The organism is Bacillus sp. ATD, from assembly GCF_050585765.1.
GTDB lineage: Bacteria > Bacillota > Bacilli > Bacillales > Bacillaceae > Bacillus > Bacillus stercoris.
In genome coordinates this window covers 635,427-655,496 of sequence record NZ_JBOBQH010000002.1, presented here as the reverse complement: position 1 = coordinate 655,496, position 20,070 = coordinate 635,427, and the positions used below count along the sequence as shown (strand labels likewise).

Below are 20,070 nucleotides of genomic sequence, written 5' to 3'. Positions count from 1 at the left end.
TCTCCCCCGATCAATTTCCGATAATACCGGTCATAAAATCTAACAACTCTATAATCATTGTAGGTTTTCAAAACGATATAAACAATATATAATTTAGATCAAAAGAATCTCAAAATGAGATAGATGGATGTGAGACAAACATGGAGTTGCGCCAACTGCGTTATTTTATGGAGGTGGCTGAAAGAGAACACGTTTCAGAAGCTGCTGATCATTTGCATGTGGCCCAATCAGCAATCAGCAGACAAATTGCCAATCTTGAAGAGGAATTAAATGTGACCTTATTTGAGCGTGAAGGGAGAAATATCAAACTCACGCCAATTGGGAAAGAATTTTTGATTCATGTGAAGACCGCAATGAAAGCAATTGATTATGCAAAAGAACAAATTGATGAGTATCTTGACCCGCACCGCGGAACGGTAAAGATCGGCTTTCCTACGAGCCTCGCCAGCCAGCTTTTGCCGACTGTCATTTCAGCGTTTAAGGAAGAATATCCGCACGTCGAATTTTTGCTGCGCCAAGGCTCCTATAAGTTTCTGATTGAAGCTGTCAGAAACCGCGATATTGATCTAGCCTTATTAGGGCCGGTGCCGACGAATTTCTCTGATATAGCGGGAAAAATTTTATTCACTGAAAAAATTTACGCGCTTGTTCCATTAAATCATCCGCTCGCTCAACAAAAAACGGTTCATTTAATCGATTTGCGCAACGATCAATTTGTATTGTTCCCGGAAGGATTTGTACTCAGAAAAATGGCAATCGATTCCTGCAAACAAGCCGGCTTTGCTCCTCTCGTTTCAACGGAGGGTGAGGATTTGGATGCTATCAAAGGATTAGTGTCCGCAGGAATGGGCGTTACCCTTCTGCCTGAAAGTACGTTTGCTGAAACAACACCTCGTTTTACTGTGAAAATTCCAATTGAGTTCCCTCAAGTGAAACGGACTGTCGGAATCATTAAACCGAAAAATAGAGAGCTGGCGCCTTCTGCGAATGATTTTTATGAGTTTGTCATTCAATTCTTCTCTAAGCTGGAGCAGTATCAATAAAAAAATGAACCCGATCTTCTTTATAGAAGCTCGGGTTTTTTGCTGCAAATTAATTAACAGGCAAAGTAAAATCCACATGGCAAACAAATGCTTCTTGATCAATTAGCGCTTTGTTGATCAGTTCTTTCTTCTTTTCTGGTTCTTGAAGCTGTACAGAAGAATAATTAACGATTCCAAGCCCGATTTCTGTTCCTTGTGAATCCATTAGCCGAACAACTGAACCGCTTTTGAATTTTCCTTTAATCTTCTGTACACCGTCCAGGTATAAGCTCGATTGCCCATTTGTTATTTTTCGTGAATAATCATCTGATAAAATCATTTCACCTTCCGGACCGGAATTAAAAGCGATCCATTGTTCCTTTCGATTCAACGGAAGCGTTCCTTTTGCTTCAAAATAGGTGCCTGCCGCCTCTTCACGAACAGCATGGTATAAAATATCGCCGGCATCTGCCTGACCAAGAAAACCTTTAATGCCAGAAGCCATGACGATTTTAAATGCATCAAGCTTAGAGCGCATGCCGCCGGTTCCGACAACGCTCCCACTGTCACCTGCGCACGCTTCGATGTCAGGTGTTATTTCACTCACTCGCTGTATTCTTTTCGCTTTTGGATTTGTGCGCGGATTGCCGTCATATAATCCGTCGATATCAGATAAAATAACAAGCATATCTGCATCAATCAATCCAGCGACTTTTGCTGCGAGCGTATCATTGTCGCCAAACTTGAGGCGATTGACTGTAACTGTATCGTTTTCGTTTATGATCGGGATGATGCCGCGCTCGAGCAGCACATTCATTGTATTCCTGACATTGTTATACCGATATTCATCAGAAAAATCGCTTCTCGTAATTAAAATTTGGGATGCGACATAGCCGTGTGCCAAAAACAGTTTTGAATAAGCTTCCATCAGCAATCCCTGGCCGATTGAAGCTGACGCTTGTTTTTCTGGAAGCTTCTCGGGTCTTTGGATAAATCCGAGCTTCCGATATCCAGCCGCCACTGCGCCTGAGGAAACCAAAATCACTTCATATCCGGCGTCTTTGAGTTTGACGACCTGATCGACCAACGCTTCTAATTTTCGAAGGCTGATTTCTCCATGGAGGCTTGTTAATGAACTGCTTCCAATCTTCACAACAACTCTTTTTATGCTTGTATCAGGCGTCACTTTATCACTCCTGATAGCGGCGCTGCTGTTTTTTCAATATCTTCGCTGATTTCCTTTGAACGCTTAGCCGCATGCTTTATCGCTTGAGAAATCGCTTCTCCGCCGCCGCTCTTTTTCAAGGCTTGCAGCCCCGCCGCTGTCGTTCCGTTCGGTGACGTGATATTGTCTCTCAAGATCTCGGGATGTTCTCCTGTCTCCATGAGCATTTTTGCTGCGCCTAATAGCGTCTGTGCGCCGATGCTTCGAGATAACTGTTTATCAAGACCCGCTTCCTCACCTGTCTTTTCAATGAATTCCATTAAATAATAAAAGTACGCGGGACCGCTGCCGGCAATTCCAGTGAATATGTCCATTTGATTTTCTTGGATTGTATAGACTTCGCCCATGCATCCGAGCAATGCTTCGGCCAGTTTCTTCAAGTCTTCTGACACATACTTGCCAAGGGCAATCGCTGTTGCAGAAGCGCCGATCATACTGGAAGTATTGGGCATCACTCTGACAACCGGCTGTTCATTAAGCAATGATTGTTCAATAAAAGAGGTGGTTATGCCGGCAAGGACCGACAATATTAATTGATGGGGTTGGATACGTGATTTTAGTGATGACAGAGCGTTTTCGGCATCTTTTGGCTTCATTGCCAAAATGAGCACATCCATGTCTTCAATACATAGTTGGTTCGGCAAGGCGCCTTTGATTCCATATTGAAGTTCAAGTTCAGTTAATCGCTCTGTATTGCTGCGGTTTGTAACGCAGATGTTTTGTTTCGGGATTTTGTTGGCACGAACGATACCTGATATCATTCCTTCCGCCATAGATCCTGCTCCTATAAAGGCTACTTTCTTTTGATCAAAGATCGGTAACATCTCCTTTGTTCGCTTTTTTGTTCGCATTTTCACACGTTTTAAATGTTACCACGTGAGGAAATGATGTCAAGTTTGAAGGTCATCATTGATTTGTATTGTTTCTTTTCGACAAATATGTATAATGTAAAGCAGAAAACACCCGGTGCAGCAGTGTGTACCGGGTGTTTGTTTCTATTAAAAATTATCTGAGAGAGCTTTTTCAATCAGTTTTTTACAGCGGTCCAGCTCAACTTTCAGCTGTTTTTTATATAGTTTGGCAGCTTCGTAATCTTTAAATTGATAGAGGACGACTTCCTGAAGCTTAGCCCCTTCTTTTTTTACTTTAATTTGTTTTAGTATCCCGTCATCAAGAAGCTCATGTAAAGACCGGTATACTTCAGTATGATTTGGTTTAAAACCAATCTCTTTAAATTCAGACCGAAGTACTTCAAGCAGCTTTAATCCATAGAGTCTCTCTTGCTCTGTCATTGTTATCATATAAAGCTTCAAAAATGCACGCTGTTTCACTAAAAAGCCGGTTGAACTCCTTTTTTCTTCTTTCATGATATGCACTCCTTCTTCTGTCACTGACAACACTATGTACTAAATTTTCAATTTTCTTTTATTGTTTTCCTCCTTATATTAAAGACTGATCGTCGAGTTATCTCATGGTTACTGATTATAGGTGAAGCGGAAAATAAATAGGTCGTTGAACATTTGGCACATAGTTTTCTTAGTTCTATTATAGCCTACATTCACTGCCAGCTTCAATTTAAAACGATTTTCAGATTTGCATATGTCGGTATGAATTTCACTCAAATAAAAAAACCTGTCGAAAGACAGGTTCTCATTTTTACGGATTTGTTGACCATAATCCCGCTGTTTTGATGAAAATACGAGGATCTAATTTCAATTGCGCCACCATGTATTCAGCAAGATCTTCAGGCTGCATCACTTTTTCAGGATTACCGTCTGTCAAGTTCAATTCGATAGACATATCACTAGCGACAGTGCTCGGCGTTAACGCGCTGACTCTGATATTATGTTTTCTCACTTCTTGCATAAGAGACTCTGTTAATCCGAGAACGGCAAATTTAGAAGCGCTATAAGCACTTGTTACAGCAGCTCCTCTTTGACCCGCTGTAGACGAAATATTAATGATGTCTCCGGCTTTGCGTTCGATCATTTCCGGAAGCACCGCGCGAGTCACATGATACACACCCATTAGGTTGACTTGTATTATATTTTCCCATTCATCGGCTGATAGATCTAAAAAACCGCCAAATTTGCTGATTCCGGCGTTGTTAATGAGAATATCGATATCACCAAGCTGTTCCTTCACTTGAGCTACGGCTTGGTTAACCTGCTCGGCATCTTTTACATCTGCAGCAGCAAATGCAGTTTTTACACCAAGCGCTTTGACTTCTTCTGCCACTTTTTCAACATTAGCGGCAGTCCGGCCGATTAACCCAATATTTACGCCTTCTTTCGCAAGAGCAAGAGCTGTAGCGCGGCCGATCCCTCTGCCTCCGCCTGTGATTAAAGCGGTTTTATTTTGTAAACTTTGCAATTGAAGCACCCTTTCTTTGTTTACCTATGTACGATATCACATTATAAGTAGAATAAATCCAATACGCAAATCAAACGAACTGTGCAATCATCATTTCTTTGGATTAAAAAAGCGGAAACAGGGTAATGACAAAAGAAAAAAGGAGTGAACATATGGTTATTGTTTATATCAGTCTGGCAGTATTGGCTATTTCTATCATATTTTTAGGGTTTAATGTGATCCAAAACAAGAAAAAAATAGACCCCGCACTAAAGGAGCTCACTTCTGTTACACAGGCTATGCAAAAACAAGTCGAGGGATTAAAAACAGAAGCAGAGCTGCTGACGCAAAAACAAAAGAAGATTCAGCATGATGTCCAGATGAAAAAATACGCGTTTCAGCAGACAGCAGCTGAAGTGAAAGAAGTTCCCCAAGCAGTCAAAGAGGTGTGGCAGGCAGGACATTTTAATAGCAGATAAAGATGAATGAGATCCCGTTGTTACGATCAGAATGGACAATGGGATCTCATTTTTCGAGGAGGCTTACATATGATTATAAACCGCAGCTGCTTAAAGGAGTTCGCAGAAAAACTACATTTTCTTCCCTCTTCACTTACAAAGTCCGATTTACTTACTGATCCATTTCGTCTCCATCAAGAAAACGAACTTGCCATCTACTATTCACCTCATAATGAATTTATCAATCGGGATGCCTCACTTGTGATTGCCGGGATCACGCCGGGTTTTTCCCAGATGAAGACAGCGTACGAAACAGCCGCCGAAAGCCTTTTGCAAGGCGGGACTCTTGAGCAAATGGCAGTAGACACAAAAATAGCAGCGGGTTTCTCCGGATCGATGAGGCATAACCTTATTACCATGCTGGATTTATGCGGGCTGCCACAGGCTTTCGGCATTCAAAGCGCCGCGCAGCTTTTTGGTGACTTACGGCATTTGCTCCATACAACTTCCGTTATTAAATATCCTGTCTTTATCCAGCAAAAAAACTATACCGGATACAAACCGGCCATCACTCGTTCTCCTATCCTAAGCACCTATGCTTTTGATCACTTCCCTGCGGAGCTCAATCATGTGGCGGGACCAGTTCTTCTGATTCCGTTAGGAAAAGCCGCCGAAACAGTATGTGAAACATTGATCAGACAACACAGACTCCAGAATTTGATTTGCCTTAGCGGCTTTCCCCATCCATCAGGCGCAAACGGCCACCGTTTAAAACAATTCGCCAAAAACAAAGAGCTACTAGAAAGACAAATTCATTCTTTTGCTTCCTCAGTTTTGAATTTTCTATAGAAAAGAGGAAATTAAAGGGATATGATAAACAGAAACAAACGTGGGGAGTGGTTGAATGTTTCCTGTATTAGAAACGGAGCGGCTTACACTTAGGCAAATGACAGATCAGGACGCGGAAGCCATTTTTGCTTGTTTCTCAAACCATGAAGTGACACGCTATTACGGACTTGAAAACATGGAATCTATAGAACAGGCCACTTCAATGATTCAAACCTTTGCCGCCCTCTATCAAGAAAAACGTGGTATAAGGTGGGGAATAGAAAGACGGGATACGAAAGATTTGATCGGAACAATCGGCTTTCACGCTCTGGCCCAAAAGCATAGGCGTGCAGAGATCGGTTATGAAATCACCCCGGCGCATTGGCGAAACGGCTTTGCATCAGAAGCCATTTCAGAGGCTGTCTCCTACGGGTTTACTTCCTTTGGCCTGACGCGTATTGGCGCAGTTGTATTTACCCAAAATGAAGCATCAAATCGGCTGCTTATAAAAATGGGATTTCAAAAAGAAGGTGTTTTAAGACAGTACATGTATCAAAATGGAATTCCCTATGATACAAATGTATATTCTATTTTAAAATCAAGCAAATGAACGGACGACATTCTCTCAATCTGTATGCACACTCCCTTCATCTTCTTGGTGACTGCCCAAAATAGAAGGGGCAGCCAGCCTCTGCACTGACTCCAGTATAGGACAGTAAATGCTAAATAGCCTGATAGAACACATCACAAAATATAGTGAAGAGGCTTATTCTTTTTCTTGCCCCGCATGAATGATCTGTGATGTACCAATGGTTTGGCCAGAAGAATTCAATGCTTTCACCTGAAAATATGGCCCAATCGAATGAACAAGTATATCTGTTTCAAATCCGGTTCGGGGAGCATCCGTTCCCACCTCAGACAATTTGTTAGGTGCTGGACCAGCTAACACTTTCCAGGCTACAGTTTCAGTTGAACCGTTCCATGATGCATAAACAATGGCTGCATCTTCACATAATGGATTTACAGCAATACTGGGTGGATAAAACGGCAAGCCTACCCATTTATCCTTAAACGCCCTATAAGAAAGATTTTGACCAGGAAACTGCATATCATATAACAAATTCAACGAAGGATCTTTTTTATTATTACCAGCACTCCTATATTCAGAAAGATACGGTTCCTGTCCCCATCCAACGAATTGATTTCCATTTGATAGTTTCTGAACATTTCCTTGACTTGGAACATACAGCGCTGGATCATGATAATAAGTTCGATCTGCTTTTGCAGTCATGTTATGGAAATCAAGTTGAAGGATTAAACCACGAGCCTCTCCCTCAGGCGGAGAGCTTGAAGAAGCACAACAAGCATCATCAAATAGACTTATCCGTGTTCTAGACCTAAAACGTGCATCATGTTGCCAAGAAAATGTTGCATTTGGCTCAAAAGTAAAATCGCTTTTTTTGCCACCAAGCTGCCAGACAATCTTTCCTGTTGTTTTATCAACCAAATAAATCGCCCACATGTTACGCATGCTTATTAGAAGAGTATTGTTCGGCCCTTCCTCAACTGAATTCACGTGAAAACAGTCCCAAATATTGTTAGCGCTTGTGGCGGATGACGCAGGTAACATCGAGTCATCCGGATTAACATGAGCAAGCACATCCCAGAAGAAAAGAAGCTCTCCTGTCTCAAGATCTACTTCTTGAATGGAATAATTGTCAAAGTACCCATCTGCCGGACCTCCATACATTGTGAGATCCGCTGGCACTTGTTTCACAGCAGTAAACAAAGCCGTATCTTGCTTTGTAATCGTAAACTCGTGAACATCAGAGGTAAATCCTTTTTTGGCGGTGAGTTTCTTAATCACTTTATAATTCTGATTGATGATTTGAAAAAAAGCTCCAGGTTCCGGATCCCCCGCCGGGAGATTAGGATCTTCAGACTGAGTTCCAGATATTGTTCCTTGCCACATGGTAAGAACGGGTTCCCCTTTGTAGGATTGTACCCTAAAGTCCGTATTTTGTGTAAATCTACTATCAAGAGGTCTAAACCATACTGGGTTACCAGCTTGATCTATGATCAGTGCACCTGTTTGCCCGATCATAGTCGCGCCGAACACAGTATAGGGTGCAACGAATATTAAGCCGGGTGCTGCCCCTGGCTTGTTGACATTTATAGAAACCTTCATGGGATGCAGGGCAGGAGCCGAAACAAAGTTCCATTCTTGTGAGCTTGAATGATTTGCGGATGCCTTATCACCGCATCCCCCCATAAATGGCACGCATAATTCCGTATCGGGACAGAATCCCGGGTTTTCATCACATAATGATTTGGCAAAGGCAGGATTTTGTTGGCTGAGGTTTTTAAAATAACAGACAATCTCATGATTGCGAACAGGTAAACTGTTCAGCTGAAAAGAGAGCGTTACCTTCTTGTCTACATGCTGATAGAATAATCCTTGCTTTGTAAATGGAGGCGGATATGCTTGATCCGGCAAGGTGGGAATAATGTCATGGATATTGAAAATACGAATACTATTCTTTACCGTTTGGTTGAACCGGGACGCAAAGACAGGGTCAGCGACTCGAGGGCTGCCATAAGTATACACAAAAGGATTTTTAAATCGGGTATTCACCGCAATATCAAAAGCGGCTAACACGGCTAAAGCTCCTCCTAAACTATGGCCTGCGACTAATATTCTTTTTGCTGCATAAAGCTTGGTTAATTCCCCGATCAGCTCATTTCTTGTCGATTGATAAAGACATGTAAATCCACGATGGGTTTTTCCTGCATTTCTGACAAACGGATATGGTACTTGATATAAGTCTTGATCCGACTCATTGTCCTTAAATGTTCGGGTTCCTCTAAAAATTACAATGATCTGATCTTGTGACTCGGCAATAAAACCAAATACTTCAGATTCCGGATCCTCAACACCAGCAAGAGCTCGTATGGTATATCGAAGGCTATATCCTTTTGGCAAGACAAGCGGTTCCTTTTCAAAGAGTTGATATGACTGATAGATCATGGCCGATAGCAATATCGAATCCTCACGGTTAAACATATAATATAAGCTTGAGTGATTCATCCGAGCAGCTCCTTTCTTTTATTCCTAGCATGTTCCTCGAAACGGAGTACACATGTCAGGATCGGGACAAAACCCTGGATTTTTATCGCATAATATTTCGGAGAAATCAGGATTCATTTTACTAAGGTATTTAAAATAACAAGCAATCGCATCATTGCGCGGCGTATTATTCAATTGAAAAGAGATTGGATACTTTGTTTTTACATGGTGATAGTATAATCCTTCCTCCGTAAAAGGTGGTGGATACTTTTTTGCTGGGAAAGTTGGAAAAGAGTCATGAATATTTACAATTCGTATACTATTTTTCACCACTTTGTTAAATTGGGAAGCAAAGACAGGGTCACCGATACGCGGACTGCCATACGTATACAAGAAAGGATGATTAAACCCAGTGTTCGCAGCAATATCTAAAGCAGCTAACGTTGCCAAAGCTCCTCCGTAGTTGTGCCCGGTAACAAACAGCTTTTTTGACGTAGAAAGTTTATTTATTTGTCTGATTAAATTGTTTCTTGTTGATTGATAAAGACATGTGAATCCACGAGACGTTTTCCCGCCATTTTTAACATAGGGATAGGGAACTTGAAATATGTCATAGGATGCTAAAAGATCCTTGGGATATGCTGCGTATCCTCTAAACGCTATAACGATTTGATCTTGTGATTCGGCAATAAAACCGAATACCTCTTCCATAGGATTCTCTACGTCAGCAAAAGCACGAATGGTATATCGAAGTTTAAAGTCTTTTGGTAAGGTAAGTTTCCCTTCTAAAAAGAATGGATATGTCTGATAGCTCATTGCTGCAAGAAATATTGCAGTTTTGCTATTAAAAATACTGTTTTTATCTAAAGAAACCATATATACGCAATTCCTTTCTTAATACAGGTAAATATGATGTTAATGGTACAATATGAATGAAAACCCGGAATTGCTAATGATGGTGAAATGAACGGGGATATTGGTAAAAAAAAAACTGGGAAGTTACTTTATGACGGAATAAAAGAAAATGTAAAAAATGCAAATGGAATACTGCAAGAATCTTCGTCATTTAAGCGGTCATCGCACACAACATTACACTGTTCGGGACAAGCAGAAACAGGCCTTACACAAAACAAATTTGTAATCGTGATCACAATGCCAATTGACAACTCAACAAAATGAAGTGTTTGCCTGAGAAGATATCGGCTATGGCCATCTGCATGCGACAGCAAACAACATCGATGAAGCTGCACCAGATTCATCGACTGCGTCTTGATTCTTGGTCAGATTTTCACCTACCTCTAATCCTCTTTATAACATACTGATCGACACAACATAATCACTCATAAACAAAAAAGATGCACAGAAACCTATACATCTTATGTTCCATCTTCACTATTCATAAATCCCTTTAATAATCCTTCTTCTTGTAATAAAACCACCAAGGAAACAAAACACAGCCGACCACATCAAAATATAGACAATCTGAATTTTGTATTCCCACATTGTATGCCCCGTTTCTACCCCGTGAATGAAAGTCATATACGCTTTTTGCGGCAGTATCTCACAAAGCGCATTCAACAATGGATGATGCGGAGCAAAAGAAAGAAAACAGCCTGACAATACACACGTGACAACACTGATACCGCTGGACATCAAACTGATGTTTCGATCCATCACAGAAGCCATAAAGATAGCGAACCCTGTCGCAAGCATGATTAGAACACCCAGTAGCCCAGCAAGAATGTCCAAACGGAAACCAATTTCAGCATGAAAGAATACATTTGTAATCACAATGGCCAAGTATGTAGGTATGTATAGACATAAAAACGTAAAGATAAATTGAACAAGCAAATAATTCCCCACATGTACGGGAGACACCAAAATCCTTCTAAAGGTTTTGAGCATCCGGTCTTCTGGATATAACGAAGCTAATGCCACACCTTGCATCAAGACAAGCATTACGATAAAACCTAATATATTCGTTCCTGTTCCCCGTTGAGTCCTTAATTCATCCTCCCCACGGTAACTGCCTGGCATTTTTCCAGTTTCAAAAAATTGCAGAATCATTTTTTGATCCGTTTTACTTTTCAGAGTGGTCACTTTGTAATCATGTTGATTTTTTTCTACGATCGCTGCATATTTCCCTAACACCAGATCAGAAAACTTCGGCTTCTGATAAACCTCCACCACTCTAAATGCAGAGTCACTCGGCACATGCTGCACGCTGTCCTTCTCTGTTACAAATGCGATCGTTTCTTTGAAAACGGGCTCTCCGGAAAACATAATCGCAACACCAATCATCAGCGGCATAATAATCACTGCAATGATCATAATGGATTTTTTGGTCAGCATTCGTTCCCACCTGTTTCGGAATAAACTCAGCATATATATCCCTCCGGCTTACATACAACTTGTGAAACGGCAATACAAATGATGGAGGCAAATAATAGTCCTGACATAACGGGTAGCAGCATACTGAAATCGTGATCATAAATAAGGCGAAACTGACATTCTATTACCCATTTAACCGGAGAAAAAATTGATATGAAATTGACGATGTTTCCAAATCGATGAATCCCGAAGAATACGCCGCCAAAGAAAACAAAAAAAGCAATCGGAATTTGCATAAGCCCGTTCGCCTGCTCTTCATTTTTGAACAAACAGCAGAACATTGTGCCTAAACAGCAGCCAAAAAATAAAAATACATATAATAAGAGCATGAAATACGGAAGATGTTGTCCACCAAAGTTCAAACGAAACATTGTCTGGGCGACTAACATATTCATACTGTACATAATGACACTGAATATCCAGGTTGATAGTAATTTAGAAAGATATATACCGGTTGTCGAAACGGGCGCATATACAATACGGAGGTTCGCTTTCTTCACCTTTTCCTCCATAAACGTATTTGAAGCCGTCATAGCGATCAGAGCTGCAGCAAAAATCATCATATTCACTCCATAATAATCATACGAACTGACCCCAACTGCCCCAAAGCTGTTTTTCGTTACAAAGCCCATGACCAGAATGAGAACGAAAGGAAAGGCCGAATTGGCGATCACAAGAACCGGATTCCTTACAATATTCATAAAATCAAACGCTATCAATTTTAACAAATTCTTTTTGTCTCCTAATCTCTTAAGTTTCTTCCCGTCAGTTCTAAAAATACTGTTTCTAACGATATCTCTTGTTTGTTCATGCTTAGAAGGCTGCAGCTTTGGGCACTCAATTCTTCTATGATTTTACTCAGGTGATATTGGTTCTGCTGAACGGTCACATTTAGTTGATTGTCAGAAAAATCAACTCCTGTCACTCCTTTGATTTCTCTAATCGAGTTTTTATTTAATCGCTGAACATTCGCCAGTTGAAAAGCATATGTTATTTCTTTATTGGCTTCTCTGTACAGCTCTTCTTTTGTTCCATTGGCAATGATTCTCCCTTCATTCATGATTATAATGCGATCTGCAATAGCCTCGACTTCTTCCATATAGTGTGTAGAGTAAATGATGCTTGCACCTTTTGTTTTCAGTTCTTTTATCGATTCCAAAATGTGATGACGGGTTTGTGGATCGATTCCTACCGTGGGCTCATCCATGATAATCAGTTTCGGCTGATGGGCAATGGCGCACGCAATGTTTAATCTTCTTTTCATCCCGCCTGAAAACGTCTTTGGCTTGTCATCTTTTCGGTCATATAGCTGTACGAGCTCCAAAGCCTCTTTGACTCGGGCTTTGAGTTCTTCTCCTTTAAGAGAATAAAGACTGGCAAAAAAACGAACATTTTTCTCAGCGGAGATTTCCTCATAAATCGCTAGGTCTTGAGGTACAATCCCGATGCCTTTCTTCATTTCCTTTGACCCTTTTTTTACATCATGGCCCAATATTGTAACGTTTCCGGAACTAGCCGACAATATCCCGGATAACATATGAATGGTGGTACTTTTCCCAGCACCATTTGGGCCTAACAAGCCAAGAACTTCCCCCTCTCTCACTTCAAACGAAATCCCATCTACCGCTGTTTTGTTTCCGTACTGCATTTTCAAATCTTCAACTGCCACCACGTTGTTCATACTAGTCTCCCTTTTACATTCTCCGTTTTGCGAATTCCTGCAATAAATTTGTTTTCAAATCGTCCCGATTTTGTTCAATGTCAAAATCAGCAGCGTTTTCTTCAAAGCCATCCTGTTCCTCTCCGTCAAAACTGTACAGTTTCTTCAATAAAACCCACAATGTTTCCAACTCTTCCGTAGAAAACCCTTTAAATAGATCTGCCATAAAGTACACCGCTTTTTCACCGCATTCCTCCATGACACGCTTGCCTGAATCAGTAATCTTCACATTAACCGCTCGCTTGTCGCGTTTACTCGGAACAGTAATGACATAACCTCTTTTTTCAATACTACTGACAAGCCTATTGATGTTTTGTTTTGAAGTGCCTAATTTTTTTGCGATGTTGTTAAATGTCGTTTCCTCTTCCGGTAAATGCAGTATGGCAACCATTGTCATAAATTGTCTTGACGTTAAGCTTTCATAATAATCATCCCCGCGTGATTGGATTTTGTTTAAAACAGAAAAAAGAGTAGCGTAAGATTGTTGCATTAAAAATAAATCTTTCAGTTCTTTTGAATAATCCATGTTATTCCCTCCTAAATAGACAATATGTTGTCAATAACATCATAACACTTCTTAATTAATTGTCAACATATTGTCTATTTTCGTTAGAAAAGTTTCAGATCCAGATCCTTCGACAATACAAAAGACAAAAAGCGCCCTGTTGCAGGGGCGCTTTTTGATTAAGATGCATATTGAGGAGATGTTTCCTCCTTTACCGCTTTTTCTTCAGGTATATGAATGCATTTCGTCATGACCGCACTTGCAAGGTAAAGAACCGCAAAGATCCAGACGACGCCTTGCGCACCGACAAGGCCGATGAACAACCAAGCAAGCGCGGGACCGACAAACGCTGATAAACCTGCAGCCAAATTCAATACAGACATGGCTGCTCCTTTGTCTTTTCCGGCCACCGTCGGCACAATTGCACCGATCGGCACATAGCCTGCCAGCAAACCTCCCCAAATAAAGCCGATCACACTGACAACCGCTACACTTCCGCCGGAGAAAACCGGTGCGTAGTATAATAAGACGGTGAAAATACCGCAGCCGACTCCGCCGAACCACATAACAGTATTTTTCCAGCCGAATTTATCGCCGACAATTCCAAAGATAAGGTTAAACACAATGTTCCCCAGAAAAATGGTTCCCCAAATTTGCAGCCACACATTGGTTGAAATTCCGTGCTGAGCCATGTGCATCGGCAAAAAGACTGGGAATCCATATGTACCAATGCTGTTGATGATTCTGATGATTCCGCCTGTAAGCACGCGCGGATTTGTAAATAGAATCGTTACCCCTTTTAAAAGCTCCTCGGCTGTTTCTGATCGTTTTCTTTTCTTCTTTTCAAAACGGTCTTTATTGATAAACAATGCGAAGAATGCACCTAGACATACCCAGAATATAGAGCTCCAAAGCGTATTCAAATAACCGAACGCTTTGATCGCGTAGCTTGAGTACCAAGCACCGAATACAAACATGCCCAGGCAATAGGCAATCCAAAACCAGCCGACAGCAGTGCTCAGTCTGTTTTGCGGTGTTCTGTAAATGACCCATGTCAAGAAAGAATAAGCAAATAGCGGGTAGCCTAACCCTTTTACGAAGTAAGTCACATACATCACAGGGAGGTTTAGCTGTTCAAACCCAAACACGATAAAGGCGGCTGTACCGATTACATAAAACAACAGCCCCATAAACATCGTCCGTTTTGCGCCAAATGCTTCGAGACATACACCTGAAAACCAGGAAGCTATGGCAAGCGCAATCCCGTAAATGCTAAAAATGGAAGCAGATTGCTGAACAGTCAATCCGTTTTCGGTCAGAAACGGGCTGAGCCAGCCTTGTTCAAGTCCGTCTCCCATCATAAACAAAACAACTCCTAAAAATCCCCACGCAAGCCGCTTTGGTATACCGATTTTATCTAACATATCTGTTTCCTCCTTAGATGCTTATATACATTACCGTATTACCTTATTAAAGCTAAAAATTAGACAATTCCTCAAAACATCCGGATATGCCGCCTTATATCAACACTTTGCTTTCTGACCCTGAAAAAAAGCGCTGAGTTTGCTTCCATTCCTCATATAAAGCCAATTCTGTCTGACAGCTCTTCGGTTCGATCACCCGGACATTTGCTGACATCTCCTCCGTTAATTGAAAGCTTTCATTGCAAATGACTGCAGCACCAACGACAGATGCCTGATGATATCCCTCTTTGACATAGATTTTTTTCTGAAGAAGGTCAGCGATATATTGAGTGAGCGCTTTGCTTTGGAATCCCCCTCCGCACACCCAAACATAGTCACGTTTAAACGGAGTAACCTCTGTTAAAATGTCAAAGTTCCATTTGATTGAAAATGCGATCTCTTCTAGCGCTGCACGTACAAAATGTGCCCTCTTTAAATCTGCTGAAAGCGGAGTGTCAAAAAGAAAACCGCCTCTCGTTAATGCATTCTTTTCAGCTGATAAATAAGAGCCGAGAGCCGCTATACACGCATTGTTTTCTTTTGCTAGTGCAGAAATTTCCTCCTCCATTACGTCGTACGATTCATTCGGATAGAAAATCTGTTTTAATTTTTGATAATTCAGACCGGTAATTCCCGGATTCGTTTCCACTAGCCAATGCCCTTGATCTGTATGGCAGTTCAGCCAGGCTTTATGTTTTGTGTCGCCATGGTCCGCAGTAATTTTGGTTATTGGCGTTGTTGTCCCTGATACGATGACAATGTCCTCAAGTCCAGCTCCGGTGCTTTTCACAGCTAGCTGTGTATCCCCGCCCCCGGTTATCACCTTAGCATTTATTGAAAGACATAATTCGGCTGCATATTCATTTGCTATTGTTCCAATTGCTGTTCCCGCTCTTACAAGAGGCGGAAGGAGAGATGGAGAAAAGCCGAATATGTCGCACATCTCTTCTGACCAAGTGTTATGCTTCACATCAAACAGCAGAGTTTCTGTTGCCTGCGATGGTTCATATGTTAGGATTCCGCTCAGTTGGTATGTCACCCAATCACTGATGCTTGTAAAGCTTGCAGTCTTTTCCCATAAAGAAGGCTGGCGCTGCTTCAAACCATAAAGCTTGAGTGCAGAAAAAAGCGCAGTTGGCAGACGGCCTGTACGGCTGTATATCTCTTCCCGATCGGGAATGCTCTCCTCCCACTCTCGGCCACGGTTATCTATGTTCGGCAGCCCGAGAAAAGAGTCACCGTTTTGATCGATCAGAACAATCCCCTGTCTTTGACTCGTCGATGTCAACCCAATGATGTCAATATCACGCGAACGGGATAGCGCACGTTTTGCCAACCTCATTACTTGCTTCCACAGTATCTGAGGAGAAAAATAACGGCTGTCCGGGTAAAGCGTCTCAGTGGAATACTCGATGTCCTCCCGTTCAACCGTTTGAACAATGCCTGAGACACTCACGACCGCTACCCTCGCATTGCCTGTGCCGATATCGAAAACGAGATAGCCTTTTTGTTTTTTCATTCTGTTAACCTCTTTTCTTTACCTCTTTTCTTTACCTCTGTTCTCAGTTTGTCTTTGTTATACAATGTCGGAATATTAGGAATATTTTCAACCTTCCACTTTTTGAGGGCATCATTCATGATCGACACGTGATGATCCTCTACTTCAAAGGTTGCCCCAGCGAGATGCGGTGTTGCCAGAACATTAGGCAATGAGATCAATTCATAATCCGATTCCTCTGGAGGTTCATGATAAAAAACGTCTAGTATCGCACCTCTGATTTTATGTTCTGTTAATACAGATAAAAGATCTTCACGGTTTACGACAACTGCTCTTGAAGTATTGACGAAAATCGCACTCTCTTTCATCAAATCAAAATATTGCCGATCTATCAGTCCAAGTGTTTCCTCAGTGCGAGGCAGATGGACAGAAACGATATCACTGTCTGAAAATACCGTTTTAAGAGATACTTTTTCATACAGCAGATGATCGTCTTGAATGTATGGATCGTAATACTTTATCTTACAGTCAAACGCAGTCAGCAGTTTTGCAATCCTTTGGCCAACCGCGCCGAACCCAATCATGCCAACCGTTTTTCCTGTTAGCTCATTTCCTTTAAATTTGACATAAGCCTGCAGGTAATCACTTTTCCACTTCCCATCCTTCAGCCACTGATTCGAGGCTCTGGTATGACGGAGAAAGGAAATCACATTTCCAATAAACAATTCGGCAACGGCTTGTGCATTCCGCCCTGGTGTATAAAAAACAGGTATACCCCTTTTTGAGGCAGCTGCCACATCCACATTGGAGGGCATTCCCCTGCAAACACCGACAAATGAAAGTTCGGGAACAGAAGCAAATACGCTGTCTGTTACCTGATCAAGCTCAGTAATCAAACCTGTCGCATTTGTTGCCTTTAGCAGCTGAATGAGTTCATCCTCCCGATATGCCCGGCCTTGTTCTTTCCAAGATTGATAAATAACTGAGCCAAACAAGTTTTTTAGCTCTTTTCGCCCTTCTTCGTTGTACGGCGCTGTAACCAAAACCGTCATGGTGCAAAACATCCTTTTCATCGTATTTTTTCATAAAAAAATCTCTTTCCGAAGATGGAAAGAGATTCATATATAGGCGCGCTCTGTTACAGGCAGACGCCGGTATAAACCTTGCTTTCCTATCTTTCAAGCTGACGCTTGCTGGAATTGGCACAATAATGTTGCCGAGGTTTCATAGGGCCAGTCCCTCCACCTCTCTGGATAGAAAATGTTGAGTATGTAATTTTCAGAATAAAGAATACGTTTATCATAAAGAAGTCTCAGATTGATGTCAATCTCTTTTTTTCAGAATTGACGTTATCATCCGAAATGTTATAATTCTTACAAAATATCTAACTAGAGAGGAACTGGGCCATGAAATCTTTTGCCACACAACAAAACGGCATTTTTAAATCCGTTTGCTCGCTGGACTGCCCGGATCAGTGCGGATTATTAGTACATAAAAAAGACGGAAAAATCGTGAAAGTGCAGGGAGATCCCGATCATCCTGTCACGGCTGGAAACATATGCAACAAAGTCCGAAACATGACGGAGCGCATCTATGATGAAAAGCGGCTGACTACGCCGCTCAAACGAACAGGTGCGAAAGGCCAAGCGATATTTGAACCGATTTCCTGGGAAGAGGCCATCAATACCATCACCTCTCGCTGGAAACGGCTGATTGATGAAGAGGGAGCTGAAAGCATACTTCCTTACAGCTTTTACGGAAATATGGGGAAATTGACAGCTGAAGGAATGGACCGCCGCTTTTTTTACCGCATGGGATCAAGCCAGCTTGAACGGACGATTTGCAGCAAAGCGGGATCTGAAGGCTATAAATATACAATGGGCATAAGCGCGGGAATCGATCCTGAGGAAACCATTCATACAAAACTATTTATTTTTTGGGGAATTAACGCTGTCAGCACAAACATGCACCAAATTACGATCGCCCAAAAAGCGCGAAAAAAAGGTGCCAAAATTGTCGTGATCGATGTACATAAAAATCAGACAGGGCGTCTTGCAGATTGGTTTATTCCAATAAAGCCAGGAACTGACAGCGCACTTGCTCTTGGCATTATGCACATTCTATTTAAAGAAAACCTTCACGATGAAGCATTCCTGTCTGAATACACGGTCGGCTACGACAAGCTCCGTGAACACGTGAAACAGTATAATCCGGAAAAGGTATCAATGATCACCGGGATCAGCACTGAAGATATTTATCAGCTGGCAAGAATGTACGGTAAAATCTCTCCTTCTTTTATCAGAATCGGAAATGGAATCCAGCATCACGATAACGGCGGGATGATTGTAAGGACGATTGCCTGTCTTCCGGCGATCATCGGCCAATGGCTGCATAAAGGGGGCGGCGCAATTAAGCATAACAGCGGAATTTTAGAATATAACACAAATGCCTTGCAGCGGCCCGACTTATTGAAAGGACGCACACCGAGGTCGTTTAATATGAATCAGCTTGGCAAGGTGCTTTTGGAAACAGATCCGCCTATCCGCTCTCTTTTTATTTACGGAACGAACCCTGCCGTCGTCGCGCCGGAAGCAAACAAAGTCAGACAGGGCTTGCTGCGGGAAGACTTGTTTACTGTGGTTCATGATTTGTTTTTAACGGAAACGGCTGCCTATGCGGACATTGTACTGCCTGCAACATCCGCTTTTGCGAACACTGATTTTTATACTTCCTACTGGCACCATTACATTCAGCTTCAGCAGCCGGTGATTGAGAACTATGGAGAAAGCAAGTCTAATACTGAGGTGTTCCGATTACTGGCTGAAGCAATGGGATTCACAGACCAGGAGCTCAAGGATTCAGATGAAGAATTAATCCGCCAAGCGCTTGACCATCCAGATAATCCGCATTTGGCAGAGATTAATTACGATTCACTTACTAAGCATTCATTTATGAAAGCGAAACGCAATAAACCGCTGTTTCCTGGCAAACTTCCAACGCCAAGCGGAAAAATAGAATTATATTCAGAACAAATGAGACAAGCTGGTTTCCCGGCTTTACCGACATTTACGCCTCTTGTAACCGATGATGAACATCCGTTTATGTATGTTCCGGCGCCAAACCATAATTTCTTAAACTCAACGTTTTCAAACAATGAAAAACACATCAAGCTGGAAAAGACGCCAAAGCTCTTTATCAACACAAAAGATGCTGAAGAACATGGAATCGTTGATGGGGCTCCTGTACGAGTTTGGAACAGCCGGGGAGAATGTGAGCTGACCGCATCAGTCGGAGAACAAGTGCTGCCAGGTGTCGTTGTCAGCCAAGGATTATGGGCAGATGAGCAAGGAAAAAAACAGCTTGTAAACGCGCTAACCCCAGACCGGCTGTCCGATATGGGAGGCGGCGCCACCTTTTTTTCAGGCCGTGTACAGATTGAAAAGGTTTGAAAAAACAGCCAGTATTCGTTTTGGCTGTTTTCTTTCAAATTTAATGAAACCCGGAGCATGCCAAGCCCGTATATCATAACATTGACATAATG

Annotated in this window: 17 protein-coding genes, 2 pseudogenes and 1 riboswitch; of the genes and pseudogenes, 5 read left to right on the top strand and 14 right to left on the bottom strand. The window is 41.9% G+C overall.

Annotation, left to right across the window (positions count from 1 at the left end; translation table 11 throughout):
• Positions 1-140 precede the first annotated feature (140 nt).
• The gene (gene gltC / locus ACQXR1_RS08180) at positions 141-1,043 is read left to right on the top strand and encodes a glutamate biosynthesis transcriptional regulator GltC (protein WP_014664178.1); all 903 of its coding nucleotides are present in this window, start codon (positions 141-143) and stop codon (positions 1,041-1,043) included.
• Between the two features lie 49 nt (positions 1,044-1,092).
• Here gltC and proB read toward each other — a convergent pair whose 3' ends face one another.
• The 4 genes from proB to ACQXR1_RS08160 form a co-directional block, all read right to left on the bottom strand.
• Positions 1,093-2,208 carry a glutamate 5-kinase gene (proB, locus tag ACQXR1_RS08175; RefSeq protein WP_095431631.1) on the bottom strand — a complete coding sequence of 372 codons (1,116 nt, stop codon included), beginning with the start codon at positions 2,206-2,208 and terminating at the stop codon, positions 1,093-1,095.
• Complete coding sequence (gene proC / locus ACQXR1_RS08170; RefSeq protein ID WP_010886524.1) at positions 2,205-3,098, bottom strand: pyrroline-5-carboxylate reductase; 894 nt, start codon at positions 3,096-3,098, stop codon at positions 2,205-2,207. The genes proB and proC overlap by 4 nt, the downstream gene beginning before the upstream one ends.
• A 147-nt stretch (positions 3,099-3,245) precedes the next feature.
• Complete coding sequence (gene rtp / locus ACQXR1_RS08165; protein WP_003220337.1) at positions 3,246-3,614, bottom strand: replication termination protein; 369 nt, start codon at positions 3,612-3,614, stop codon at positions 3,246-3,248.
• 289 nt (positions 3,615-3,903) lie between these two features.
• Entirely contained in the window at positions 3,904-4,620 is a 717-nt protein-coding gene (locus ACQXR1_RS08160; protein WP_040082991.1) for a 3-ketoacyl-ACP reductase, read from the bottom strand.
• Positions 4,621-4,772: 152 nt separating this feature from the next.
• On the opposite strand from ACQXR1_RS08160, the gene ACQXR1_RS08155 reads away from it, so the two are divergent.
• The 3 genes and pseudogenes from ACQXR1_RS08155 (at position 4,773) to ACQXR1_RS08145 (ending at position 6,495) form a co-directional block, all read left to right on the top strand.
• Positions 4,773-5,078: a DUF948 domain-containing protein gene (locus ACQXR1_RS08155; protein WP_014664180.1), complete on the top strand. Its 306-nt coding sequence runs from the start codon at positions 4,773-4,775 to the stop codon at positions 5,076-5,078.
• A gap of 69 nt (positions 5,079-5,147) precedes the next feature.
• A pseudogene (locus ACQXR1_RS08150) lies at positions 5,148-5,917 on the top strand (hypothetical protein); the annotation flags it as partial.
• A gap of 44 nt (positions 5,918-5,961) precedes the next feature.
• Positions 5,962-6,495 carry a GNAT family N-acetyltransferase gene (locus tag ACQXR1_RS08145; protein WP_069839355.1) on the top strand — a complete coding sequence of 178 codons (534 nt, stop codon included), beginning with the start codon at positions 5,962-5,964 and terminating at the stop codon, positions 6,493-6,495.
• Positions 6,496-6,651: 156 nt separating this feature from the next.
• Here ACQXR1_RS08145 and ACQXR1_RS08140 read toward each other — a convergent pair whose 3' ends face one another.
• The 10 genes and pseudogenes from ACQXR1_RS08140 to ACQXR1_RS08095 form a co-directional block, all read right to left on the bottom strand.
• The gene (locus ACQXR1_RS08140) at positions 6,652-8,166 is read right to left on the bottom strand and encodes an arylsulfotransferase family protein (protein ID WP_341532923.1); all 1,515 of its coding nucleotides are present in this window, start codon (positions 8,164-8,166) and stop codon (positions 6,652-6,654) included.
• Positions 8,146-8,973: pseudogene (locus ACQXR1_RS08135) on the bottom strand (lipase family protein); the annotation flags it as partial. The pseudogene ACQXR1_RS08135 and the gene ACQXR1_RS08140, both read right to left, overlap by 21 nt.
• 24 nt (positions 8,974-8,997) lie before the next feature.
• Positions 8,998-9,828, bottom strand: coding sequence for a lipase family protein (locus ACQXR1_RS08130; RefSeq protein WP_040082987.1), 831 nt, complete (start codon positions 9,826-9,828; stop codon positions 8,998-9,000).
• Positions 9,829-10,344: 516 nt separating this feature from the next.
• The gene (locus ACQXR1_RS08125) at positions 10,345-11,337 is read right to left on the bottom strand and encodes an ABC transporter permease (RefSeq protein ID WP_430771964.1); all 993 of its coding nucleotides are present in this window, start codon (positions 11,335-11,337) and stop codon (positions 10,345-10,347) included.
• The gene (locus ACQXR1_RS08120) at positions 11,331-12,071 is read right to left on the bottom strand and encodes an ABC transporter permease (RefSeq protein ID WP_430771963.1); all 741 of its coding nucleotides are present in this window, start codon (positions 12,069-12,071) and stop codon (positions 11,331-11,333) included. The genes ACQXR1_RS08125 and ACQXR1_RS08120 overlap by 7 nt, the downstream gene beginning before the upstream one ends.
• Positions 12,072-12,085: 14 nt before the next feature.
• Positions 12,086-13,024 (bottom strand): ABC transporter ATP-binding protein, encoded by a 939-nt coding sequence (locus ACQXR1_RS08115; RefSeq protein ID WP_430771962.1) that lies wholly within the window; start codon positions 13,022-13,024, stop codon positions 12,086-12,088.
• A 13-nt stretch (positions 13,025-13,037) separates the two neighbouring features.
• Positions 13,038-13,589 (bottom strand): MarR family winged helix-turn-helix transcriptional regulator, encoded by a 552-nt coding sequence (locus tag ACQXR1_RS08110; RefSeq protein ID WP_227098634.1) that lies wholly within the window; start codon positions 13,587-13,589, stop codon positions 13,038-13,040.
• A 158-nt stretch (positions 13,590-13,747) separates the two neighbouring features.
• Positions 13,748-14,992, bottom strand: a complete 1,245-nt coding sequence (locus ACQXR1_RS08105) for an MFS transporter (protein WP_071580939.1) — start codon at positions 14,990-14,992, stop codon at positions 13,748-13,750.
• 94 nt (positions 14,993-15,086) lie between these two features.
• The gene (locus ACQXR1_RS08100) at positions 15,087-16,550 is read right to left on the bottom strand and encodes an FGGY-family carbohydrate kinase (RefSeq protein ID WP_430771961.1); all 1,464 of its coding nucleotides are present in this window, start codon (positions 16,548-16,550) and stop codon (positions 15,087-15,089) included.
• A complete protein-coding gene (locus tag ACQXR1_RS08095; protein ID WP_430771960.1) occupies positions 16,547-17,602 on the bottom strand; it encodes a 2-hydroxyacid dehydrogenase in 1,056 nt (351 codons plus the stop codon). The genes ACQXR1_RS08100 and ACQXR1_RS08095 overlap by 4 nt, the downstream gene beginning before the upstream one ends.
• Before the next feature lie 95 nt (positions 17,603-17,697).
• Positions 17,698-17,789, bottom strand: a riboswitch (SAM riboswitch).
• A 146-nt stretch (positions 17,790-17,935) separates the two neighbouring features.
• Here ACQXR1_RS08095 and ACQXR1_RS08090 point away from each other — a divergent pair.
• On the top strand, positions 17,936-19,978 hold the full coding sequence (locus ACQXR1_RS08090; RefSeq protein ID WP_430771959.1) for a molybdopterin oxidoreductase family protein: 2,043 nt from the start codon (positions 17,936-17,938) through the stop codon (positions 19,976-19,978).
• The last annotated feature ends 92 nt before the right edge of the window (positions 19,979-20,070 follow it).